The organism is Spirochaetota bacterium (assembly GCA_038043445.1).
Classification (GTDB): Bacteria; Spirochaetota; Brachyspiria; order Brachyspirales; family JACRPF01; genus JBBTBY01.
In genome coordinates this window covers 12,158-36,051 of sequence record JBBTBY010000069.1, presented here as the reverse complement: position 1 = coordinate 36,051, position 23,894 = coordinate 12,158, and the positions used below count along the sequence as shown (strand labels likewise).

Sequence of the window (23,894 nt, the reverse complement as noted above, 5' to 3'; positions counted from 1 at the left end):
ATTGGACAAAAAAGCGGAGATGATGACGGAATCCGCGAAGAAGAAGCTGCAGCTTACGCGGCTGAAAGAGACCGTCGCCTACTGCTACGACCGGGTACCCTATTACAAGAAGAAGATGGACGAAGCAGGCGTGAAGCCGTCACATATCAAGACGCTTGCCGACATCGCCAAACTCCCCTTCACCACCAAGGACGATCTCAGGGATAATTATCCCTTCGGCCTCTTTGCCGTACCGATGAAACAGATCGTGCGCATCCATGCCTCAAGCGGTACCACGGGTAAGCCCACGGTGGTCGGGTATACGAAAGCGGATATCGGCGTGTGGGCGGAAGTAATGGCGCGTACGCTTGCCGCCTGCGGTGCGACGAAAAGCTCCGTCATCCAGAACGCCTACGGCTACGGGCTTTTCACCGGGGGCTTGGGCATCCATTACGGGGCCGAACGTCTCGGCGCCGCTGTCATACCGGTATCCGTCGGCAATACGCCGCGGCAGATAATGCTCATGGAGGATTTCAGGAGCGATGTGCTCTGCTGTACGCCCTCGTATTCGCTCCACATCGCCGAGGTCGCGCGCGAAAAGGGCGTCGACCCGTCGCGCCTCCCGATACAGTTCGGCGTGTTCGGTGCCGAGCCCTGGTCGGATAATATGCGCAAGGAGATAGAGGAACGGCTGTCCATACGCGCGAACGATATCTACGGGCTCTCGGAAGTCATCGGCCCCGGCGTCTCAAGCGAATGCGAGATGCAGGACGGTCTCCATATCTTCGACGACCACTTCTACCCCGAGATCATCGACCCCAAGACGCTTACCCCGCTCCTCCACGGCGAGAAGGGCGAGCTTGTGTTCACCTCATTGACAAAGCAGGGCTTCCCGGTCCTGCGCTATCGAACGAAGGACATATCGATCATCAATCCGTCCCCCTGTCACTGCGGGCGTACGCATGTGCGCATGAAGCGCATCTTCGGACGCACCGACGACATGCTCATCATACGCGGCGTGAACGTTTTCCCCTCGCAGATAGAGAGCGTGCTCATGAACATCGAGGGGGCCGAACCGCACTACGAGATAGTCGTCCGGCGCGAAGAGTCGCTCGATGAGCTCGAGGTGCGCGTCGAGGTGAACGAGAAGCTGTTCAGCGATGAGGTGAAGATGCTTGAATCGCTGGAAAAGAGGATAGTCGCGGAAATGGAGAGCCTCCTCGGGATAACCGTACGCGTGAAGCTCGTGGAACCGAAGACGATACAGCGCTCCGAGGGCAAGGCCAAGCGCGTCATCGATATGAGAACAAAACCGACGGGGGCATGACATGACCATCAGGCAAATTTCAGTGTTCGTCGAGAACAAGTCCGGACGCCTCTTCGACGTAGCGGAAACGCTCGGGAAAGCGAACATCAACATACGCGCGCTTTCGCTCGCGGACACGCTCGATTTCGGGGTCATACGCCTTATCGTCGATGATGTAGCCAAGGCGACCGATGCGCTTAAAGTGGCGGGCTTCACCGCATCGCTCACTGATGTACTCGCGATACGTATCGCCGATGTGCCGGGCGGGCTTGCCGGGGTGCTTTCCGTGCTCACGAAAAAAGGCATCGACATCGAATATATGTACGCGTTCGCCGGAAGCACGGGAAAGGACGCTGTCATGATATTCCGCATCGAAAAAGCCGCGGACGCGGTCAAAGCCCTGTCCGACACCAAAGGGCTGCTCTTATCCGATGAGGAGCTGCGTTCGCTCTAGGCGTTCACTGCACCGCGCGTAATGCCGCATCAAGCTTCTGTCGGCTCTTCTCATGGAAATTGCGGGCATCCTTGTAATTCTCGCTCACCGTGGTCACCCGTTCAAAGAGATCGACCGCCGCCTCAAAATCGCTTTCATTGTATTTCTGCACCGCTTCATTATACCATCCGTCGACCGATGGGGTAAGCTTTTCCGTCAGCATCCGTATCTTCGCATCATAGACGCTGTTGAGCGGATCGTTCAGCTTGCAGCGGCGATAGAGCCTGAGCGCATCGTAGTGATCGTTCTTGGCGATGTATGCCTCCGCATTGGCAACGTGCCGGCGGTTGGCCTGCATGATGGCTATGCGATTGAGCAGATCGAACGTAGCGTCGTCCTTCTTTATCCAATATGATCGGTTGAGATACGATACCGCGGTATCGTACTGCCTCGCATCGTAGGCACGCTTCCCGAGATCGAAGTACCGATGCGCCTCGGAGGCGAGACGGTCCTCGCGTTCCGCGATGCGTCCCGACGCCGTGCCGTTACCCGGGTCCGCCCGCAATATGCGCAGATAGATATCGGTCGCTCCCTTCGTATCTTTCGCCTGCCATTTCCTGTCGGCGGACTTGAGAAGCGCCTCGATGTCCTTCCTCAGCTGCGGCGCTATCGCGTTGAGCGATTTCTTCGCGGACACATCATAGACATCCTCGGGCTTGTCGGAAAAACGCAGCGCGAGAACGCGCTGGAACTGCACGCCAGCGTCGACATACCGCTTCTGCGATATGGACGTCCTGCCCGCATAATACTCATTGCGCTTACGCGTCATTATCTCCGACTCCAGGGACGCGAGCGCCGACTTCGCCTGCGCATTGCGCGGCTGAAGCGCCATGGCGCGAAGGAGTATGTCACGCGCTTGGATGTAATTGCGTATATCCGCGTCCGCATCGTCGGCGATCGATGAGCTCTTCTGCAGAAGGAAACCCACCCTGTCTTCGTCGGAAAAACCCGCGTCCCAGTTCATATGCGCACACGAGACGCCGAGGAATGCCAGCGCGACAAGTGTCGTAACGGTTCGCATCATTTCACCCGGTACACGGTTATCGGTTCGCTTTTCCCTTTCACCGTGATGGGCTCTATCTTGAAGAATTTATAATCGCGCGCTTTTGAAGGAGAGCATGCCCGTACCGACTCGGCCACCAAAATGTCGCCCTTTCCCGCCGCGGAGCAGAGTCTCGCGCCGAGATTGACCGCATCGCCGATCACGGTGTAGTCCATTCGGTCAGTGGCGCCCATACTCCCCATGATCACATCGCCAATATTGATGCCGATGCCGACAGCGATGGATGCATCACGAATGGCTTTTTTCTTCTTGAGCTCATTGGCCATGGTACGCTGTATCTCAACGGCCGCCTTGAGGGCATTGATCGCCATCGCCTTGCCCTGGAATATCGCCATCACTTCATCGCCTACGTACTTATCGATATCGCCGCGATACTTGAGTATGATCTTCGTCTGCAGATCGAGATAGAAGTTGAGCATTTCCACCACTTCTTCCGGCTGGCGATGCTCGCTGTAGGACGTGAACCCGCGAATATCGGAGAAGAACACAGCGACCGTTTTTCGCTCGCCTTTGCGCCCGACCTCAATGCCTGTTTTTCCCGCGGAGTCACGTATCATCTCTACCGTGGATGCGGAAACGAATTTCTGCATTGCGAGCTTTTCTCTCAGATGCGCCGTCATTTCATTAAAACTTACGGACAGGCGGCCGATCTCATCCGGCGATTGTATATCGAGCTGCAGCGTCATATCGCCGCTCTTGACCGCTTTCACCCCTTCCGCGAGTATCAGTATCGGACGGACGATGAGCATGCCGACAAGGTACATAAGCAATGCCGCGATGGCAACGACGATAAGGCTTGCGACGAATACGGCGGTGCGCGAACGATAGAAAACGGCAAGCACTTCCCGCTCGACAAAGCGCAGCTGAATGATGCCGAGCGACGCGACGCGCACTTCTCCTTTCAGCTTTACACGCCACTCGACGGGGAATGTATAGAGATAGTAGCGTTCACCGGCGTCAGTTATGACATCGCGGTGGAATTCCTTGATGAGCATAAGCTCATTGAGCGTAGCCTTGGGGAGCATAGTATCGACGCGCTTGGGGTCGGAATGTGCGATATACACCGCATTGGCGATATGCTTTTCATCGCTGGTACGCGCATATTTATATTCAGCGACGAAGGCCGATGAAAGACCGCTGATGCGGCTTGCCCGGAGATTGTTCACATAATCGCTGATGATGCCGCGCTTATTCTGCGTTATCCCTTCGATGGTGATGCTCGAAAGGCCGACGGCCGTCGCCCGACATGTCTCATCCGTCTTTTCAATGAGCGCGCTGTACTGCACGGATAGAAGGATGATACCGAGCACCATGATGACGAAGAGTACAATGATCGTCGTTATCCCTATCAGCTTGGCCTTTATGCTGAAAAGCACCGTAATAAGCTTGTTAATGAAGGGAATGCGGCTTACGATCGGCTGAATCGCCATGGCGATGGAATAGAGCGGATCGATATAGGCGTGTACGGTCGCATGAACGGGGATCATCGCTTTCGTATTTCGTGTTATAGTAGTCTTCATGCGACCATAATAGGAAAAACGCCGTTTTTGTCAAGGTTGTCGGAGAAATTATGTTGCCATGCATGACGCCATCCATGACCGCCCTTGACTTTTCACCCGATCTCGACTACATTATATATGGTTATTAACATCCATATATGAGTGCATATGATACCCGCACTGAAACGAGGACTCGAGATACTCAAGCTCATACTCATGAGCGAATGCCCCCTGGGGTACAACGAGATACTCGCCCGCACCCGCATCCCGCCGTCGAGCGTAACCCGGCTCCTGAAAAGCCTTGAAGAGGGCCGTTATATCGTAAAGGATGTGAACGGAAAATACCGCGCGGGGAACGAACTGCTCGTGCTTGGATACTCGACACCGGCGTTCTCCCGCCTGCTTGACCGGGCACAACAGGCATTGCAGACGCTTTCCGATGATGCAGAGAATACCGCGATACTCATGTACTGGAACGGCAGAGAGATGCAATCCATCGCAAAGGTCATCCATCCGTTCTCCATATCCATGCAGGAGACGGGAACACTGTCATCGGACCATTCGACAACGCCTTGGGGCGCACTTTTCTATCTGCACATGGACGCATCCATGCAGCGGGAAGCGGAACGCGGCATGTCGAAAAAAAAGGAATTCCTCTCCTCCCTGCGCTCGATACATTCGTCGTTCAAAAAGAACGGATATATCGTTGAGGACGGTTTCATGTACAGGAATATCCGGAGGATAGCTGCACCGGTATTCGAACAGGAACGTATCGTCGGTGCTGTCGGACTTGGCGGCAACACATTGACCATCCCCGACGAACGTATAGCACCGTATGCCCGGCTCGTTAAGAACACCGCAGACGGATTGTCGTTGAAACGTATCGAGATCGATCACAAGGAGCCGCAATGAAACCGAATGTACTGTTCCTGTTCAGCGATCAGCATAATGCGAAAGTGCTCGGCCACAAAGGCCATGCGAACGTACGGACGCCGAATCTGGACAGATTGGCCGCCGAAGGTGTGCGCTTTGACAATGCGATCACACAGAACCCCATATGTACGCCGAGCAGGGTATCATTCCTCTCGGGGCAATACTGCCACAATCACGGCTATTACGGTCTTTCGGGGCCCAATCCCGGCGGGCTGCCGTCCGTCCTGGGGCATTTCCGACGCGCGGGATACCGCACCAGCGCCGTCGGGAAGATCCACTGTCCGGAATACTGGATAGAGGATGATGCGGATAATTTCCATGAGACCTGCGACGGCTGCAGCATTGTCGGCATGTCGAAACAATATAGAACCTTCCTTGAGTCGCGAGGCAAACTGCATCTTGAGGATCACGGCTCACTCACCGAATTCGGCAAGCGCGGCACGCAGAGCATGGAGGGACGACCCTCGCCGCTCAGTTTCGAGGAATCACAGGAGGGATGGATAGGACAGAACACGATAGATTTCATGGAGCGATCTCGCACCGAAGGAAAACCGTTCTTTGCATTCGCCAGTTTCCCGCGGCCGCATCAATGCACCGCACCGAGCGAACCATTCTGGTCGATGTACGAAGGCATGGACCTCGTGCTTCCGCCGAACGCTGACTATGACATGCATGCCGCAGGCAAAGCACCCCATGCGATACGAAGCGCTGAGACATGGCGTAAAGGCGATTGGGCGCTCATGGAACCGAAGACATTCGAAGCGGCGCGTATGCGAAAACTTCGCGGATACCTCGCCGCGATAAGCCAGACCGATCATGCCGTCGGGATGACGCTCGACTATCTTGACCGTGCGGGACTTGCCGATGACACTATCGTTATCTATTCGACCGATCACGGCGATTACGCCTGCGAGCACGGCATCATGGAGAAGGCGCCGGGCATATGCGCCGATGCCATAACACGCATCCCGATGCTGTGGCGATGGAACGGTCATTGCAAGAAGGGCCATATCGCGCGGGGGCTTGTAGAATCCGTAGATGTGGCGAACACGCTTTGCGATCTCGCAGGGCTTGAGCGCATGGAGACCGCTGACGGGGGATCGCTTACTGCGCTCCTGAATGGCGGAAGCGATACGGTGCATGCTATCGCGGTGACGGAATTCTCCTGGAGCAAAAGCGTTCGCAAAGGAAAGTATCGGCTCGTGTGGTATCCGAAAGCGATGTTCGCAAAGGAATATCCGGATGGGTTCGGGGAACTGTACGATATCGAGAGCGACCCGTGGGAGATGAAGAATCTCTACTTTGATGCAGCCTATCGCGCCGTCATTGATGAGTTAAACCGCGATCTCGCCGAATGGCTGATAACGACCACGCGTCCGAAAAGCGTGTGGCCGCCGTCGTATACACATTCGATACAAAGCGTTGAACGGTATAAGATACGGGTGAACGCGGACGGTAAGATGCCGTGGCGGCACATCAACAGCATAGCGGGAGGGAATTATACATGAAATACGTCATCGTATGTTTTGCCGCAGTCATGCTCTGCGGTGCGGATATCTATGTTGCAGAGAACGGGAATGATGATGCCCCGGGTGCAAAAGAAAAGCCCTTCCGTACGATAACGCGTGCGCGCGATGCCGCCCGTGAAAAACGCAACGAAGCGGTCACCATATATCTCCGCGGCGGTACGTATTTCCTTGACAGCGCTGTCGTGTTCACTGCAGAAGACAGCGGGACGCAGAGTACGCCGCGCGTGTATACGAGCGCTCCCGGAGAACGGGCCGTTGTGTACGGCGGGCGCCGCATACAGGGATGGTCGGCAATGGGCGGCGGCGTGTATACGGCTTCCGTTGAGCCGGGATGGGTATTCCATCAAATGGAAGAGAATGGTATTGCTGCAAGGAAGGCGCGTCATCCGAACACGGGGTATCTCATTGTTGAAGCGGGAATACCGCAGCGTGATAAGAACGGTGCGGTAGTCCAGGATACATTGTGGGGGATACGCCACTCGCAGAAGGAATTCGTCTATAAGGACGGTGACATTCCATGGGATATCCCGCAGGCGGAGGTTTTCATCTGGGCCGGCTTTGACTGGTTCGGCAATCTCATTCCGGTAAAATCGATGGACCGCGAAAAACGCATCCTAGCGCTGGCACGGACAACGCTTGTGCCTATCGTCATACGCAAGGAGCGTCGCTATTACCTGCAGAATGTCCGCGAGGCACTCGATGTTCCCGGGGAATTCTATCTCGATGCCGCTGCCGGAAAACTTTTCTATAAGCCGATGAAAGAACCGATAGACAGACAGCTCATCATTGCGGCACGAACAACGCGTATCCTTTCCTTCGTCGGCACATCCAATGAGCATGTGGCGCATATCACCGTACGGGGCATCGATCTTTCGCTCTCGGACTACAGCAATTGTTTCGTCGAAACAGAAGGCACGCATGGACTGGGCGTATGGAATGAGCCGTTGAACAAGGACGGTGCTGTCTATTTTGAGAATGCATCGGAATGCGCCGTCGAGCACTGCCGCATCGCCAATGCCGGCTACAGCGGCGCCGCCTTTGTCTGGGGCGCCGTATCGAACCGCGTGTACGGATGCGAGATAGCATCACCGGGCTTCCACGGCGTTCTTCTCTCCGGCTACCGTGCGAAATTCGGCACTGCGTTCGATATGAACAAATACAATATCATCGAGAACAACTGGATACATCATGTCGGACGAGAAGCGGGGCACGGCGCCGGGGTATTCATCTGGGCAAGCGGACATAACAGGATAACCCATAATGTCATGCATGACAGCCCGCGCTACGGCATCTGCATCAAAGGGGAGGGCATGTCCGATGACAAAACAGCGAATTGGGCGGGGAATATCGTGGGCCCTCATGACCGTTATCCGTATGTGCATTCGCGGTATAATTATCTCGCCTATAACGATATATTCCGCGTAAGCACCGACACCGAGGATAATGGTTTTATTTCATACTGGCATCCCGGCGAAAGCAATATCGCTTACAATAATCTTCTGCACGATTCAAAGCGCGAGCTCGGGGGGCTCGGCATGGCAGTGTACCTCGATGACGGCGCGGACTACTGCCGGCTTGAGAACAATATCATCTACAATGTTCTCGGCGGCACGGAACGCTTCGGGATATTCAACAAGGGACGCTACAACGCAACGGTGAATAATATCATCGTATGCGATGCGGACACAAAGGCGGCGATGCATATGTGGGAAGGGTACGGCCACCGCGTGGCATTCCACGAATATTCGCGCAATATCATCGTGACAAAGGGCACGGCGGCGGCATTTCACTTCCAGCTCGCCGGCTGGGACAAAGAGCGCATTACCGGGATGGGCAGCAATGTCTATTTCAACCCCGATGACAATTATGATTTCATCGGATATCCGCCCGGCCTGTCATCGTCTATCGATGAATGGCGCCCTGCCTCCGGACTCGATGCTTCGTCGGTCATTACCGATCCGCTTTTCGTACATGCAGCGAAGCATGATTACCGCCTGGCGAAGAATTCCCCCGCGCATGCGCTCGGGTTCGCGCGTATAGAGGTAGAGAAGATAGGCCTCCTTGCCGACAGCAGATTCCGCGAAGAACAGCGATCGATACAGCGCTCGCTTGGCTGTATGCCGGACTATTCCGGTGATGTATCCGCAGTCCGCACAGCTGCGGCGTACACACATGTACCGAAACGTTCGGCATTCGCCGCGCTCGGCGACTATTTTGCAGCAAGCGGTGTTTCAAAAGTTCTCACTGCCGGCGGGGTGAAGCTTTTTGCGGAAAAGCAGACTTCGATAGCGGTGAGCGGTGAAGCGCCTTTTGACGACGGGAGCTGTCTCAAAATGACCGATGGTGAAGGCCCAACGTTCGATCCGCGGATAATGTTCAATATGAAGGAAAATTCGGGAACGATCACGTTCTCATTCGCCGTACGCATACCCGAAGTATCACCCGCGGTCACCATCGATGCGCGCGAGTATGCGAACGATGACGGCAGCGGGAGTTTCAAGACATTCTCATCGATGCGTATAGCCCCCGACGGCACGGTAACGTCGGGAAAGACCGCTCTCGGGACTATACCGCGCAATGTGTGGGTGCCGTGCAGCATGGTGTATTCGCTCGGAGCCAATGCGGGTACATCGTACCATCTGATGATCAAGGGTGTGTTCGACGGGGATATCGCTAAGACCGATGCAGCTGCAAGAAAAATGCACCGTATCATCATCTATTCGGAAGGACAGACCGAAGGGATATTTTACCTCGATGCGCTGAATATTGAAAAACGAAAGTAAAGAAAAAAATATTACCGCAGGCTCATGGCGGCATATACCGATGACCCATCATGGCCTCCGGAACGATACTGATACGCTATTGACCCAGCAAACGACCGAACCTTGACCATAAGCAATGCTCAGAGTATAATGGCATCATTCCCTGCAGGGAGAGATGCAATGAAACGTACCGTTCTACTGCTCATCATTATGCCGATGCTCTTCGCCGCAAAGGCCGCTGATTCGCTCGGCGGCTATAAGAACGCGGCATGGAAGATGACGCCGGGGCAGGTCGATGCGCTTTTCTACACCAATCGCACGACAACGAAGGATTCGCTCTCGGGAATGCGCTGGGGGACGACGACGACGGGGAACAGCACCATCTGTGTGAAATACCTCGATCAATCAAAGAACGTTCTGTACTTCTTCCACTTCTTCAGAGACCGGCTCTATCGCATCGATATGGCGAACTATGCCGGACCGACATATGACGATCTCAATATCAATTATCCGATCAGCGCCTCGCAGCGGCAGTCGCTGGAAAAGTCCTTCCGTGAGCTGTACGGCGATCCGGACAAGATAGAGAAGCCGCCGTTCATTTACGAACGGATATTCTACCGCGACCAGCTCCTCTGGTGGCATGGGGAAACGGTGACGGTATCGCTCATGCTTCGTGAAGTTCCCATCATCGACAAGACGTTCTCGTATCGGATATCGTTCTACTATGAACCGATATTCAAGGAGCTCGCCGCGTTCCGCATTGAGCCGGACATTGCGAAAGCGCTCGACCTGAAATGACGGGTGATCTCCTCTCCCACTATGTGATCGAACCGCTTCCCAAAGAGCGTGTCATACGCCGCCCGTACATCGACCTTACCCTCCCGCTCGGCGACCCCGAGCTTCCCGTCATCCCCGCGATCTTTTATCGCGATGAGGACAATGACATCTATCCGCTCATTACGCCCGCGCCGGGGCTCTCGCTCCCTCCCCTGCTCGTGCTCGATCCATCGGCTCCGTACGACATGCTTCGCTTCAAGGCGCTCTACTACGCCGGATTCACCCGTCTCGACTTCTACCGTGCCGTGCTCACGCTCAGCAAGCTGTCGAAACTCGATGCGGGCCGCTTTCAGTCGGACAGCGCATCCCTCATGCACAGGTTCGAACTTCCCGTATCGCATTGTACGCCGGAATTCATCACCTTCGTTTCCGAACGCGATGATGCGACGATAGCCTACCTTCGCGAGAACGCCATCCATGAACGCGGCATAGGGTCGCTTCGGCGCTTTAACACCAACGAGGTCTACATACTCACGAAAGAGCTCCTGCGCTTCCGCATGAACCAGAACAATTTCGTCAAGCTCATCGAACTCGTTCATGAAGTGAAGCTCATCACCGGCATGCCGGTGCACGACATACTCTTCCGCTGGGATGTGCAGCGATGCATCGAAGAGGACATCCCCGACCCGGAGAAATATGAGCGCATCTACGGAAAGTTCTATTCGTTCTGCCATCCGGAATACACCGCCATGAGGCACGCGTTCCGTTCCGCGGCACAGGCCATGGGCGGACAGGGGATACAGATATCCACCGATGACTATTTCGAACATAAGGAGATCGAGATCCGGATACGCGGCGCGAGCCCGAAAGCCCTCGCAGAGACGCTCTCGGAAGCCCGCAGGCGCATCGATCTCAACGCCCTTTTTTCCATCATCGAAGGCAGGATACCGGACGAGAGCATACCGCGCGCGGCATCGAAAGCGCGGAGAACGCGATGAGGATAACACGAATCGAACAGAAAAAGGGCGCGCTCGTGGCGCATGCCGACGGTGCTGCGATCGCCGTGCCTGATGATATCGCCCTCGAATTCGGCATCACTGTCGGCCGCGAGCTTTCCGACGATGAGCTTACCGCCGTCGTCCATCGCTCCAAGGAAGTGTTCGCAGGGCGCTACGCGATGAATCTCCTTGCCCGGGCTGCACGGAGCGAATACCAGGTGCGGACACGGCTCGCACGAAAAGGATATGAGAGCGATATCATCGACGACGCGATAGTACATCTCACCGAGATCGGCTTCCTCGACGATACGCATTATGCGAAGCTCCTCGTCGATCATTACCGCGAAAAGATGAGGAGCGCGCGGGAGATACGCTTCCGCCTCGCCAATGCGCATATCGACAGCGACATCATCGATGAGGTCATGCTTGCCGGTGCGGCGGCGGCCGAACGCGCCGCGCTCAATGCGCTGCTCGACAAGCACTATCGCGCGTATGCAGCCGGCGAGAAGGGACTGCGCACGCTCATGATATTTCTCAGGCGCAAAGGCTTCTCCCATGACGCCGTCACCCATGCGATACGCGAGCGGCGCGAAGGAGCATCCGAATGAGATCATCATACATCGCAGGCATCATCGCGGGGATATACGCGTTGTTCATGACAGGATGCGTTTCTGCGCCGGTAACGCATGCCCCCGTGCGCGACGCGGCGTTCTACGCATCGTACTTCGCGAAACCGCAGTTCAGGTCCGTCTACGCTTCCGGCGGCATCTTCTACAAGGACAGCCGCTATGACGGGCTGCCGTTCTCGTTCATCTATCTGAACGACGGCGCGAACGACAGGAAACGGCTCTCGCTCACCGACGGCATTTTCAACGCACCGGCGGCCGATATCCTTCTCATCGGGAGCAACGTGCGCGCATCGATACCGTTCCTCAAGACGAACATGAGCGGAACGCTGAGAACGGTCGCGCCAGTGCTCGGCGGCATCGACACCGATACGCTCCTCATGCTTTTCGACTTCCGTTTTGTCGATACGACACGCATGACGGGCACGAAACTCGCCGTCGTAAACGACAAAGCCGAGCTTACGGTCGATTATGCACCGTGGCAGGACGTCATCATCTTCTCGCCGTCGACCATGCGCATAGCGTCCCTCACGCGAAGATCGTATGGGAATGATGTAACACTGACATTTCGCGATTATCGCGACGATGCGTCCGGCGCATATCCGGGCACCGTCATCTGTGCGGCAAAAATCCCTAAGACAGAGATACGCCTGCATTTTTCGATGTTCGTCGTCAATGAGAACGTGAACTGGAAAGCGACCGATTTCCGATGATCGCCGTCGGTCCGAAGGCGGCTTAGAAATACCGCTTCATCGCCCGATACGCCATATTCGACAGGAACTGCTTGGGTATGAATTTGATCAGAAAATAAGCGATGCGGTTCATGAAGCCGGCGACCGACAGCGCTTTGCGCCGGAACATGGCGCGCACGCACGCACGAGCCACCGCGTCCGCGCTCATGCCGAGCGACTTCGCCATTCTCGAATACGAAGGCGACTTAAGACCGGCGCTCTTCTCGAACCCCGTATCGATAAATCCGGGAAGCACGCAGGTGACCGATACGCCGAATGATCTCAGTTCGCTCCGAAGCGCGCGCGAATAGCTCACCACATACGCCTTGGTCGCCCCATACGCGGTGAAGAACGGCATCGGAAGCTGCGACACGAGCGATGCGATATTGAGTATCATGCCGCTTTTACGCGCTTTCATCTCCCTGCCGAAGAGCATGCACAAAGCCGTGAGGGCGTTGACATTGAGCCGTATCATCGCGTCGATCGAGTCCTCATCCATTGCCAGGTGTTCACCGGCGATACCGGCACCGGCATTGTTGATGAGCATATCGATGCGAAGCCCCTTCTTCCTGCATGCCCGGAAAATATCCTGTGCGGCTGACGGCTTCGAAAGGTCCGCCGGCATCACATGCGCCGTTATCCCGAAGCGCTTCGAGAGATCGCGGGCAAGGGCCGCGAGCTTTTTCTCAGTGCGGCTCACGAGCACCAGATCGATGGACCGCTCGGCAAGAAGTGTGGCTATGGCAAGCCCCAAACCGCCGGACGCGCCGGTAACCAGTGCTGCTTGCCGCTGCATGGGATCAGAGCTTTATCATTTCAAGGACTTTGTGGATGAGAAATGCCGGCCATACGAGCGCCTTGAGGAAACCGAGCACGCCGCCCCAGAAAGACGTCGCATGCTGGATGAAATACACTGCCGAACCGATTATCGCAAGACCGTACGCGCCGGTGCAGATACCGCCGCCGTTCATTGCGTTCTTTCGTTCATTATCCATGAGAACACTCCTGAAGGAACTGTCATCACTATATATCCATAGGGAGCGATTGTCAACGCACGTCGGATACGACAAAACTACTGCGCTTCGCCGAGGCACACTCTCGGCGTATCGATGCGCTGCGACGCCGTGTCGCGAAAGACGGATCGCTTGCGACTATTTGACAACTATCTGCAACGGATACCCATTGCCAATCGAGCACCGCCGTGTATATTCTAACCATCGAGCAAGGAGTTTCCCATGGACAGTTTCGATGTGGTCGTGGTCGGCGGCGGAAGCGCCGGCATGTGCGCTGCGATACAGGCCGCACGCGCGGGAGCGAAGACCGCGCTCATTGAAATGACAGGCGTACTCGGCGGCACGACAACCCAGGGCGGCGTGAATTTCCCCGGGCTCTTCCATGCCTGGGAAAAGCAGGTCATCGCCGGCATCGGATGGGATCTGGTCCGAAAGGCCGTCGCACTCGACAGCGGATCGCTTCCCGACTTCACACGAACACCGAAGCATCATTGGGAGCATCAAATAAGCGTGAATCCGTACGTATTCGCCGCTCTTGCGGAAGAGGAATGTCTTGCCGCCGGTGTTGTCCTCCGCTGCCATGAGATGCCGTATCGCGTTTCATACGAGGGATCCTGGCATGTCGAAACCGCCGGCAAAGGCGGAGCACTCGCATCGATAGCAGCGAAAGAGATCATCGATTGCACCGGCGATGCCGATATCGTCCGCATGGCCGGCCTCTCCTGCGAAAAAAGCGATACTCGCCAGCCCGGCACTATCATGCTCGCCTTCGACGGCTATGATGTCAAGTCGCTTAACGCCGAACACATCGATGCGGAATACCGCAAAGCGCTTGCCGACGGAAGGCTTATGCCGGGTGATCATGCGCATTCGAGAACATCGTTCATGCCGTTCCTCGCCGGCCGCGGGGGCAATCAGATACATATCTTCAATGCGGATTCATCGACCTCCGCGGCGAAGACCGATGCCGACATACGCGGGAGGGCTGCGGCGCTCCGCCTCCTCAGGTTCATACGCACACTCCCCGGCTGCGAACGCGCACGGCTCGCTTCGATGTCATGGACAACGGGCATACGCGAGACATACCGCATAACGGGAGAACACACGATAACCCATGACGATTATGTGAATGGACGACAGTTCACGGATGCGGTCTGTCATTCGTTCTATCCCATCGATCTTCATGACGAGAACGGCATCGTCCCGAAACCGCTCGCTCGAGGCATCGTGCCAACGGTACCGCTTGCAGCGCTCATTCCGCGAGGGAGTGGGCATATCCTCGCCGCAGGGCGTATCATCGCAAGCGACAGGCTCGCGAATTCGGCGCTCCGCGTACAGGCGACCTGCATGGCCACAGGCCAGGCGGCAGGGGCCGCGGCTGCCGTTGCTGCGCGGACAGACACGACGCCCGGCACCGCACCGTTCGATATGATCGTCAGCGAACTCTGCTCCGCGGGTGCGATTGTACCGCCGGGAACGCATCGTTAGATACGCAGAAGACCGTGTTTCCATTGCTTTTTTTGCATACCCGCCCTATAATGAAATCACTGAAAAAATTCTTGCCGAAGGGAAACACGATTGAAGGATTTATCCGAGTTTTCCGAGAAGAGCACCTCGAAATATGAGCTGCTTTGCCATCTGAACGATACGATCCTTGCCGGCGATATCACTACGTTCTCAGCGCTCTACGATTATCTCAAACCGATACCGGCTTCGTACAAGGTAGAAACGATACTCCCCTCGGTATTCGAGATGATAAAGCAGCTTAACTGGGGCTTCTTCGAGGACCTCTCCATCGCCAAATTCACCAAGCTCTGGCGCGAACTCGTCATCCCGCATGAGAAATTCCGTGATTACGGCGACTTGAAACGGAATATCTCCATATCGAACATCTATCTCGCCATGCTCGACATACACGGCTATACGCGCTTCTGCCAGGACAGCCGCGGCAATCTGTCGCAGCTCCACATGCTCGACGATTTCATCACCAACGGTATACCGCGCCTCACGCAGGTCAACGGCGTCCTTACGAAGCGCGAGCGCGGCGACGAGATCATCCTCATCGGAACGACGGCCACCGATATCATACGCTCCACGCTCATGATATTCAACAGCTTCTCATCGAAACCGCTCATCAAGGACCCGTCGGTGCCGCATGACCGTACCGCCTACAGCGTGGTATTGCCGGATTTCAAGATATCGGCCGGCATCGCCGGGGGCAATATCACCACCCCGCTCGTCGTCACCGAGCACGGCATGCTCTCGGGCTTCCTCCTCAATACCGCAGCGCGCCTGCAGTCCCGCGCCAACGAGCTCGATCCTTCCGAATCGAAGCTCGTGATAGCGAACACAGTATATCTGAATTTCATCAAGGAAAATTCCATCGTTACCTCGCCCATGTACGCGAAGAAGGCGATCTATTTCTACGACAACGGCACCGTCGATTTTAAGGGCGTATCACTTTCGTTCTACGAGGTCATCTTCAAGGAAGACGAGCGCTACAAGGAAAAGCTCGCCGACCAGCTCACGACGCTCTTCGAAACGATCAAGGGCAATCAATGGCAGAAGAACGTCATCATCGAGATGATGAAAACGCTCGCGAAATCCGCGACCACCATGGCGCCGTTCGAAACGCCCATCGTCATCGACGGGGTACGCGATATTTTTACGCCGACAAAGATATTCGACCTCTGCGAACGCGTCATCTCACAATACTCGCATGAAGAGGACTACCTGAGCGCCATAAAGACCATGGCGTACATCATCGATGTCGTGTCGAAGATACCCGGCTACGACCGCATGATCGTCGACTACGCGAAGGACGTGCATGCGAAGTATGCCGTGCTCTGCGAACAGTATCAGAAGACCATCGACGAGGAAATAGACAAGAAGATAGACCTCATTTTTCCGGAGAACTACAAGCGCGCATACTACGCCTCGAAAAAGAACATCGAGACGTACGAGAAATTCCGTAAGTTCGCAACCAAAAGCGACGCCCTTAAGAAAAAAGCGATATGGCTTGATATCATGGTCAAGAACAAGAACGATCTCGCGTCGCGCATCTATTTCGGGAAGCGCTGACCTCACCGCTTCGACTTTTTATCATCCGCAAGCGTTATCCTGAACGTCCTCACCTTGAACGGCTCAAGTGTGAATGCAAAGCCATTCTCGGTAGGCTTCACCGCGCCTATCGCATTCTCGAGCATGTCCGTCTCCTCGATGCGCGCAGTCTCCCGTTCGAGCACGACATTCACGAGCTCACGCACGTTCTTCGACTGATAGAACCGCACGATGACATCGTCCGAATCCTCGGCGCGCTTCATCGTATCGAGCACGGTGTGGTTCGCATACACCTTGATGAAGGATATCGAATCGCGGTCACCGCCGCCCGTGCACTCCCGTACGATCAAGGGATGATTGAACCGATACCCCATCTCAACGGTGAGCGAATCCTTCACATGCCCCTCATGCGGATAGAGCGCATAGGAAAAGCGATGGATGCCGATATCGGCATTCGGGTCCGGATCGACACCGGACTTGATGAGCGTAATGCGCATGACATTCCCGAGCACATCATGGCCGTATTTGCAGTCGTTGAGGAGCGACACGCCATAGTCGTTCTCCGAAAGGTCTATCCACTTATGCGCCACCGTCTCGAACTTTGCATAGTTGATCCTGTTGTTCCAGTTGTTCGCTCGTTCTATCTCGCCGAACTGTATCTCGCTCGTATAGGAATTCGCATGTATCGCCACCGGGAAGGCTGTCTTCAGTATCGTCTGATGCTCCTTCCAGTCTATCTCCGTATGAAAATCGATGCGGTCGACATCTGCATACACGATGATATCCTGCCGTATCATCGACGAGCGGAAGCGTTTCTCCGCGCGGTATCGAACGCACACGGGTCCGCGCTCCTTGAGCGAGAACGACCGCGTCGTCACCGCATAGGGTTTTTCGGTGTAATAGAGATCGATATCCCATGCATTGAAATTCACCGGGATGTCCTCAAACGCCGTGAGGCCATTGAGCTTTTCGCCGTCCGCGACTATCTCCCGCCCCTTCCTTTTATCGATAAGTGAAACGATATGCCCCTCGCGATCGAAGCGTATCTTGAAGAACGCATTCTCGCAGCCGCCCGCGTTCGCCCGCATCGGCGGCACCTTTTTCTTATTCTTTTTTTCCTTCGCCTCGGTGATCGCCGCTATCCCCGTCGACGGCAGCCCCTCGACGAACACGATGGTGCGCTTCTCGCCGAGAATGCTCACCGTCTGCGCAGGCTGTTCCCGCTTGAGCACAGGAATGAACACACCGCGCAATTCCCTGGGCAGCGTTACAATATCGTTGCGTATCCAGGGAAGCGGATTGAAAATGACGAATCCCTTCTTCATTGAAAGTGACTCGGCGCATTTCACGAGCGCATCCGTTATGATGCCGTTCGCCGCGCTGAAGATGCGCTCATATTCCTTCGCCGCATCGGCATACACGTCGCGGATGGAGGACCCGGGAATGATATCGTGGAATTGATGGAGCAGTATCGTTTCCCATCCGCTCCGGAGCGCCTCCGCGGGATATGCCTTTCCCGAAAGCATGGCAAGCACGGATAATTTCTCCGCCGACTGGAACAGCACTTCCGCCATGCGGTTGGAACGCTTCACGGACGCCTGCGATGTGTACGTACCGCGGTGATATTCGAGATAGAGCTCCCCGTCCACGCAGGGCAGGCGCGGATCGGAAGACACGCGTTTGTCAAGGCGTTTGAAGAAATCGAGCGCCGAGCCATTAACGACGCGCGGCATGAACGGCATATCGCTCACGATGGCGCCGCGTTCGAGCATTTCACGCGTCGGTCCGCCCCCGCCGTCGCCGTATCCGTACGTCGTCAAGAGTTCGCTGTTGATATCCTTCTGACGGTATGAGCGATAGATATTCATGAGGTCATAGGGCGTCTGTTCACCGTTATACCCCTGTCTGGCCCCGGTGACGTAATGCGCAAGCACCTCGCTCCCGTCGATGCCGCGCCAGGTGAACGTATCGTAATCGGGGCGATTGTACTGCGACCAGGTTATTTTCGTCGTCATGAAATATTTCTGTCCGGTGCCGCGCATTATCTGCGGCAGCGCCCACGAATACCCGAACACGTCGGGGAGCCAGAGCACCTCGGAACGTTTCCCGAATTCGCGCTCATAGAAACGCTGGCCGTGAAGCATCTGCCGCACGAGCGATTCGCCCGAGATGAGATTGCAGTCCGCCTCCACCCACATGCCGCCGATGGGCTCGATGCGCCCCTCCTTCACGCGGCGGGAGACCTCTTCGTACAATGACGGATCATCCTCTTTGATGAATTGAAAGAGCTGCGGCTGGCTCTGCGTAAAACGGTACTGCGGATAATAGCGCATGAGATTCACCGCGTTGGCGAACGTCCGTTCCGCCTTCCCGCGCGTATGCGAGAGGCGCCAGAGCCACGCAACATCCAGATGCGAATGCCCGACCGCTATCATCGACGGACGATTGGGATCGCTGTTGACAAGGTCCTTCTCAAGCCGCACGAGCATGGCATGAACGCCCGCATCAAAACGCTTCCCCGTCTCGCCGAACGGTATCCCGGACACGGCGCGGTTCGCGATGGACAGGAGGTGATTATATTCATAGGTATCGTTGCCAAAAAGTTCGAGCGCCATGAGCATGGTCTCAAGTATCCGCACCGTGGATTCCGCGTTCTTATTGACGAGCACAAGCGCCGCGTCGCTGAATCGCAGCGTCCGCCAGTCGTACGCCCACTGCCGCATGAGCCCGCACCAGCTCTTCAGATGGATCGATATCCGCTCCCCGCCCCTGGCACGGTCGGAGACGATGATCTCGCGGTGAAAAGTGTCGCTCGCACCGATGATCTCCCCGTTGAGGAAGATGAGCGATTCCACGTTCGCTATCTCACGATCGGCCATATCGGACGGCATGAGCAGCAATCGAACAAGTCCGCCGTTCCACGTACGAGGGATGACGGCATCCTGATGGAACCATACCGTCGCATCACGCTCACCCCAATGGAACGGCAGCGTCATTTCCTTCCAGCTTTTATCGAAGGCAGGCGGCGTACGTTCATCTGCGGCACCTTTCCTCATGAAAAGCGCGGTGAGTGGAACACGATCGCGATGGATATATTTCCTGAGCTCATCGGTCAATCGCCTGACCTTTTCCGGCGTCAAGTATCTGTCATGCGGCATAGCGGCTCCTCATAGTCAATGGATATCGGCGAGTCCTACCCGCCGTAGGGGGCGAACAGCGCGCGCATACGGTCCGCGCGTATGATATCCCGTCCAGCCTTGGGTACAAGAGCGGCATGCTCACGGCAGAGATGCGCCTTCTGTGTCGTAAAGAGCGCCATCGTGATGAGCGCCATCGGCACAGATATGATCCCCATATGCGCACCGACACGTATCCACGACAGAAATGCCGTCGTTTCGAGGTAGGTGATGCTCCGCGCCGCACGCAGCGTCGCAAGGCTTCGCCACACACGGTCCTCGATGAGCGCCCTGTCCTTCTTGAGCGCATCCTCACGCGCCTTCGTCTCCGCACGGATGATCTTACGGATGAACGTGCGTGCATTGTCGACGATCTCGCGTTCGCTCACGCCGAGCGTCGATTGGTTCGAGATCTCGATGATATCACCGATAGAGCGGCTCTTATGCCCGCGCATGCCGCTTATCACACCGCCGGAACGCACAATGGCCGTGAGGAGCTTTTCAAGCGCCGCCTTCTGTTCCCAGATAAGGAGCGGCACATGAACCATGACCGACAGGCGCAGGCCCGTGCCCACATCGGAAGCGGAAGTTGCATGGAAACCATGTGTCGGATCGAAGGAGAACGGGATGGTCGTTTCGAGCAGACGTTCATGTTCAAGCGTCCGCTGATACGCGAAGGCGGCATCCGCCCCCGCCGTTGTCGCTCCGATGCGCAGATGGTCATCATCGTTCACCGCGACCGCGATTGTCTCGTCCGCGCTCACCCAGAGATGCACATCGGCCTCGCCTGCGGACGATCGGAGCAATGTCCGTTCCACAAGGATGCGCCGTTCGATGGGCGATACCGAAGCGACGGAGCATCGTACGCCCGTCGGTCCGAACATACCGCTCTTTTCAATGGCCTCACCCGCGATGGAAACGACCGCCTCGCGATCGTCGGCGTTCAGCCGCGAGGGGAACGGCATCCCCGCGATATTTCGCACGATGCGCGACCGTGTCGAGACGGCTATCGCAGCCTCAAGCCCGCCGTTCCACCACGACGCAGCTTCCCTGAACGCCATCGCTAGCGTTCCGTCCGGGAAAGCGCCGCGATCGCGTCCCTGAGCGTCGCCGCACGTTCATAATCTTCCTGTTTGAGGAGGAGCGCCAGTTCGCTTTTCAGGCGTATTATCTCGGCCGCGGAATTCCCCGGCTCCTTCGGCACACGGCCGGTATGGGTAATGCCGGGATGCAGCTCTTTCAACACGCCGTTCATCACCGGCGAAAGGTCCGTGTAGCAATGCGAACATCCGGCGCGATGGTCCTTCACATACTCGTCGCCGGTAGTGCCGCAGCGCGAGCAGGTAAGCGATCGAAGCTTCGCCCGCGGCTTCTTCTTCGAACGCGGGGGGGCAACGGTGGCGGAAAGCGTAAGATTGAGCGATGCGATATCGCGAAGTATCCCTTTTGCTTCGGCACAGCGCTTGCAGACATGAAGTTCAGTACGGGCATCGCCGACGATCTCCTGTATGTGAAGCACCGCCTCTTCTTCACCGCATATCTGGCATATCATGCTATCGAGACCCCGTCGGTCGCAACGAGAGCGCGGAAATCCGTGATGAGCGATGCGGTCATGACACCCGGTTTCCCGCCGCCGATCTGGCGGGCGTCTATGCGCACGACAGGCACGACCTCGGCCCCGGTGCCGGTGAGGAAACATTCATCGGCAGTGTACAGGTCGTAGCGGGTGGCCGTTGTCTCATGCACGGTGATCCCCCGTTTTTTCGCGAGCGCTATGACGACCATGCGCGTAATACCCTTGAGCGCTCCATGGAACGACGACGGCGTAGAGAGGACACCGTCGGTGACATAGAAGATATTATCGCCCGTACATTCCGCCACATATCCGTCATGAGAGAGCATTATCGCCTCTTCGAAGCCAAGCTGCGACGCCTCGACCTTGGCGATGATATTGTTCATATAGTTGAGCGATTTTATGCGCGGGTTGATCGCTTCGTTGATATTGCGCCGCGTGGGCACCGTGATGAGCGATATCCCGTTCTCATACATCTCCGGCGGATACATCTTCAAAAGGCTCGGTATGACTATGATCGACGGGTGCGGACATTTGCGCGGGTCAAGCCCGAGATCGCCCCTGCCGCGGCTTATCACGAGCCGTATGTAGCCGTTCTCAAGAGCAGAGCGTTTTGCCGATTCGATGACAATGGCCCGCAGCTCCGCCTTGTCGACCGGTATCGCGAGGAATATGGCCTGCGCCGATTTACAGAGGCGTTCGATATGCTCATCGAGCTTGAAGATGCGACTGTTGTAAAAGCGTATGCCTTCGAACACGCCGTCACCGTAAAGGAAACCGTGATCGAACACGGAAACGACCGCAGTTTCCTGCGAGAAGAATTTTCCGTCGATGTAGATGCAGTCGCTCATGCACGCCTCCGGGGCATGAGCGCATACTACATCAGATCATATGATTTTGCAAGAAAATCCGGATTTCCGCATCGCAGAACAATATGTTCACTCGCCTCGAATCATCACGAGCATCATTTTGAATTTCGCCACGGCGTTCACCGCATGCGGTATGTTCGCCGGCATGACGATGAAATCCCCGACATGGAGGCGATGCGCCTTCCCGCCGATGACGATCTCTCCTTCGCCGTCAAGAACGTTCACGAGCGCATCGAACGGGGCCGTGTGTTCGGACAGCCGCTGACCCTGATCGAACGCGAACAGCGTTATCGTGCCGACCTTCTTGTTGATGACGGTCTTGCTCACTACAGCGCCGCCAGAATACGCTACCGATCCCGCTGCCGAAAGCGGCTTCTCTGAAAAATTCTCTTCCATACGATACTCCTTTGATCTTTATTCTTCACACGCCGTCGTCGCCTATCGATTCGCTCGGGCAGCTTGCTTTTGCATCCGCCGCAGCCGTTTCCGATGACGCATCCGGTTGTTTTACGACATACGCGACACTGTCATGCATAACGAACACGCCCGGGGCCGTATCAATGCATACACCGCAACCCGTGCATGTCGTATCCACATAGTAGCGTCCGGGTGTATTCCCCGGGGTCTTCTCGTTCCTGTTCGCCATGGCATCCCCCTTGGTCAGGCAGTAACCCATTCCTCGCTCAGTATATCACCTTTCAAGCCGACGACAACGGCTTTGAGAGGAATTTTTCGCTTCGCCGATGCAAGAGCATCCTTCGCGAGCGCAAGCAGACCGCCGCAGCAGGGCACCTGCATTATCATGACGGTGAGCGTGTTCACCTTCGCCTCATCAATAAGTGATACAAGCTTTTCCTTGTATACGTCCTGACCTTCGTCGAGTTTCGGGCAGGCGATGGCGAGCGATTTCCCCGCGAGCCAGTCCTTGTGGAAATCACCGACCGTGAACGCCACGCAGTCCGCCGCAAGGAGAACGTCCTTGCCGACAAAATACGGGGCCATCGGCGATACGAGATGGAGCTGCACCGGCCACTGCCGAAGTGCCGACTGACGCGTTCCCGCGGCATCTGCGGCTCCCTCCTCTGACGAGCGATCGATCACCTGTGATCCGGGGCATCCGCCCCCATGTTGATGTACCATTGTGTTTTCCTCCTTCAATGGATTTTCAATATTTTTCTCTTTGAGATACTTGACCGCTGTTGCGAGATGCGCCGTTTCGCCGTGGTCGCGAAGATGCATGAGATGCGCCTTTATCGTGTTGGCACCCGCCTTGACGATATTACCCATCACCGTCCATTCGTCGTACGGAGCCGCCTCACGCTTGACCGTCGTGATGGCCCCTTCCGGGCAGTGCCCGAGACAGGCGCCGAGCCCGTCGCAGAAAAGATCGCTGATAAGACGCGCCTTGCCGTCTATCATTTGAATCGCCCCCTCAGGGCAATTGGGTATGCAGAGCCCGCAGCCATTGCATTTCTCCTCGTCGATCGTGATGATGCTTCGAACCATA

At 56.2% G+C, this 23,894-nt stretch carries 22 protein-coding genes; 11 read left to right on the top strand and 11 right to left on the bottom strand.

Annotated features, from left to right (window positions below):
* Positions 1-19: 19 nt before the first annotated feature.
* Together AABZ39_10795 and AABZ39_10790 are read left to right on the top strand one after the other, a co-directional pair.
* Positions 20-1,306, top strand: coding sequence for a phenylacetate--CoA ligase (locus AABZ39_10795; GenBank protein ID MEK6795257.1), 1,287 nt, complete (start codon positions 20-22; stop codon positions 1,304-1,306).
* A 1-nt stretch (position 1,307) separates the two neighbouring features.
* Positions 1,308-1,739: an ACT domain-containing protein gene (locus AABZ39_10790; protein MEK6795256.1), complete on the top strand. Its 432-nt coding sequence runs from the start codon at positions 1,308-1,310 to the stop codon at positions 1,737-1,739.
* Positions 1,740-1,743: 4 nt separating this feature from the next.
* Here AABZ39_10790 and AABZ39_10785 read toward each other — a convergent pair whose 3' ends face one another.
* Together AABZ39_10785 and AABZ39_10780 are read right to left on the bottom strand one after the other, a co-directional pair.
* Positions 1,744-2,802 (bottom strand): hypothetical protein, encoded by a 1,059-nt coding sequence (locus tag AABZ39_10785; GenBank protein MEK6795255.1) that lies wholly within the window; start codon positions 2,800-2,802, stop codon positions 1,744-1,746.
* On the bottom strand, positions 2,799-4,361 hold the full coding sequence (locus AABZ39_10780; GenBank protein ID MEK6795254.1) for an adenylate/guanylate cyclase domain-containing protein: 1,563 nt from the start codon (positions 4,359-4,361) through the stop codon (positions 2,799-2,801). Before AABZ39_10780 ends, AABZ39_10785 begins: the two co-directional genes overlap by 4 nt.
* A gap of 147 nt (positions 4,362-4,508) precedes the next feature.
* Here AABZ39_10780 and AABZ39_10775 point away from each other — a divergent pair, with 147 nt between their 5' ends.
* The 7 genes from AABZ39_10775 to AABZ39_10745 all read left to right on the top strand — a co-directional run bounded on the left by AABZ39_10775 (position 4,509) and on the right by AABZ39_10745 (position 12,678).
* Positions 4,509-5,252 carry a helix-turn-helix domain-containing protein gene (locus AABZ39_10775; protein MEK6795253.1) on the top strand — a complete coding sequence of 248 codons (744 nt, stop codon included), beginning with the start codon at positions 4,509-4,511 and terminating at the stop codon, positions 5,250-5,252.
* Entirely contained in the window at positions 5,249-6,781 is a 1,533-nt protein-coding gene (locus AABZ39_10770; GenBank protein MEK6795252.1) for a sulfatase-like hydrolase/transferase, read from the top strand. The genes AABZ39_10775 and AABZ39_10770 overlap by 4 nt, the downstream gene beginning before the upstream one ends.
* Positions 6,778-9,585 carry a right-handed parallel beta-helix repeat-containing protein gene (locus tag AABZ39_10765; protein MEK6795251.1) on the top strand — a complete coding sequence of 936 codons (2,808 nt, stop codon included), beginning with the start codon at positions 6,778-6,780 and terminating at the stop codon, positions 9,583-9,585. The genes AABZ39_10770 and AABZ39_10765 overlap by 4 nt, the downstream gene beginning before the upstream one ends.
* A gap of 159 nt (positions 9,586-9,744) precedes the next feature.
* Positions 9,745-10,362 carry a hypothetical protein gene (locus AABZ39_10760; GenBank protein MEK6795250.1) on the top strand — a complete coding sequence of 206 codons (618 nt, stop codon included), beginning with the start codon at positions 9,745-9,747 and terminating at the stop codon, positions 10,360-10,362.
* Positions 10,359-11,339 (top strand): hypothetical protein, encoded by a 981-nt coding sequence (locus AABZ39_10755; protein MEK6795249.1) that lies wholly within the window; start codon positions 10,359-10,361, stop codon positions 11,337-11,339. Before AABZ39_10760 ends, AABZ39_10755 begins: the two co-directional genes overlap by 4 nt.
* Complete coding sequence (locus AABZ39_10750) at positions 11,336-11,947, top strand: regulatory protein RecX (GenBank protein ID MEK6795248.1); 612 nt, start codon at positions 11,336-11,338, stop codon at positions 11,945-11,947. Before AABZ39_10755 ends, AABZ39_10750 begins: the two co-directional genes overlap by 4 nt.
* The gene (locus AABZ39_10745; protein ID MEK6795247.1) at positions 11,944-12,678 is read left to right on the top strand and encodes a hypothetical protein; all 735 of its coding nucleotides are present in this window, start codon (positions 11,944-11,946) and stop codon (positions 12,676-12,678) included. Before AABZ39_10750 ends, AABZ39_10745 begins: the two co-directional genes overlap by 4 nt.
* Positions 12,679-12,700: 22 nt before the next feature.
* On the opposite strand, the gene AABZ39_10740 is transcribed toward AABZ39_10745, so the two are convergent.
* Both AABZ39_10740 and AABZ39_10735 read right to left on the bottom strand, forming a co-directional pair.
* On the bottom strand, positions 12,701-13,492 hold the full coding sequence (locus AABZ39_10740; GenBank protein ID MEK6795246.1) for an SDR family oxidoreductase: 792 nt from the start codon (positions 13,490-13,492) through the stop codon (positions 12,701-12,703).
* A 4-nt stretch (positions 13,493-13,496) separates the two neighbouring features.
* Complete coding sequence (locus tag AABZ39_10735) at positions 13,497-13,691, bottom strand: hypothetical protein (protein MEK6795245.1); 195 nt, start codon at positions 13,689-13,691, stop codon at positions 13,497-13,499.
* A 240-nt stretch (positions 13,692-13,931) separates the two neighbouring features.
* Between AABZ39_10735 and AABZ39_10730 the strand changes: the two genes are divergently transcribed.
* Positions 13,932-15,197, top strand: a complete 1,266-nt coding sequence (locus tag AABZ39_10730) for an FAD-dependent oxidoreductase (GenBank protein MEK6795244.1) — start codon at positions 13,932-13,934, stop codon at positions 15,195-15,197.
* 90 nt (positions 15,198-15,287) lie between these two features.
* Positions 15,288-16,790, top strand: a complete 1,503-nt coding sequence (locus AABZ39_10725; protein MEK6795243.1) for a hypothetical protein — start codon at positions 15,288-15,290, stop codon at positions 16,788-16,790.
* Positions 16,791-16,792: 2 nt separating this feature from the next.
* Here AABZ39_10725 and AABZ39_10720 read toward each other — a convergent pair whose 3' ends face one another.
* The 7 genes from AABZ39_10720 to AABZ39_10690 all read right to left on the bottom strand — a co-directional run bounded on the left by AABZ39_10720 (position 16,793) and on the right by AABZ39_10690 (position 23,893).
* Positions 16,793-19,927, bottom strand: coding sequence for a glycoside hydrolase family 38 C-terminal domain-containing protein (locus AABZ39_10720; protein MEK6795242.1), 3,135 nt, complete (start codon positions 19,925-19,927; stop codon positions 16,793-16,795).
* Positions 19,928-19,962: 35 nt separating this feature from the next.
* Positions 19,963-21,006 carry a hypothetical protein gene (locus AABZ39_10715; protein ID MEK6795241.1) on the bottom strand — a complete coding sequence of 348 codons (1,044 nt, stop codon included), beginning with the start codon at positions 21,004-21,006 and terminating at the stop codon, positions 19,963-19,965.
* A 2-nt stretch (positions 21,007-21,008) separates the two neighbouring features.
* Positions 21,009-21,497 carry a hypothetical protein gene (locus AABZ39_10710; protein ID MEK6795240.1) on the bottom strand — a complete coding sequence of 163 codons (489 nt, stop codon included), beginning with the start codon at positions 21,495-21,497 and terminating at the stop codon, positions 21,009-21,011.
* Positions 21,494-22,369 (bottom strand): branched-chain-amino-acid transaminase, encoded by an 876-nt coding sequence (ilvE, locus tag AABZ39_10705; protein ID MEK6795239.1) that lies wholly within the window; start codon positions 22,367-22,369, stop codon positions 21,494-21,496. The genes AABZ39_10710 and ilvE overlap by 4 nt, the downstream gene beginning before the upstream one ends.
* Before the next feature lie 87 nt (positions 22,370-22,456).
* Entirely contained in the window at positions 22,457-22,783 is a 327-nt protein-coding gene (locus tag AABZ39_10700) for a cupin domain-containing protein (GenBank protein MEK6795238.1), read from the bottom strand.
* 25 nt (positions 22,784-22,808) lie between these two features.
* A complete protein-coding gene (locus AABZ39_10695; GenBank protein ID MEK6795237.1) occupies positions 22,809-23,063 on the bottom strand; it encodes a ferredoxin in 255 nt (84 codons plus the stop codon).
* Positions 23,048-23,893 carry a 4Fe-4S binding protein gene (locus AABZ39_10690; GenBank protein ID MEK6795236.1) on the bottom strand — a complete coding sequence of 282 codons (846 nt, stop codon included), beginning with the start codon at positions 23,891-23,893 and terminating at the stop codon, positions 23,048-23,050. Before AABZ39_10690 ends, AABZ39_10695 begins: the two co-directional genes overlap by 16 nt.
* Position 23,894 lies beyond the last annotated feature (1 nt).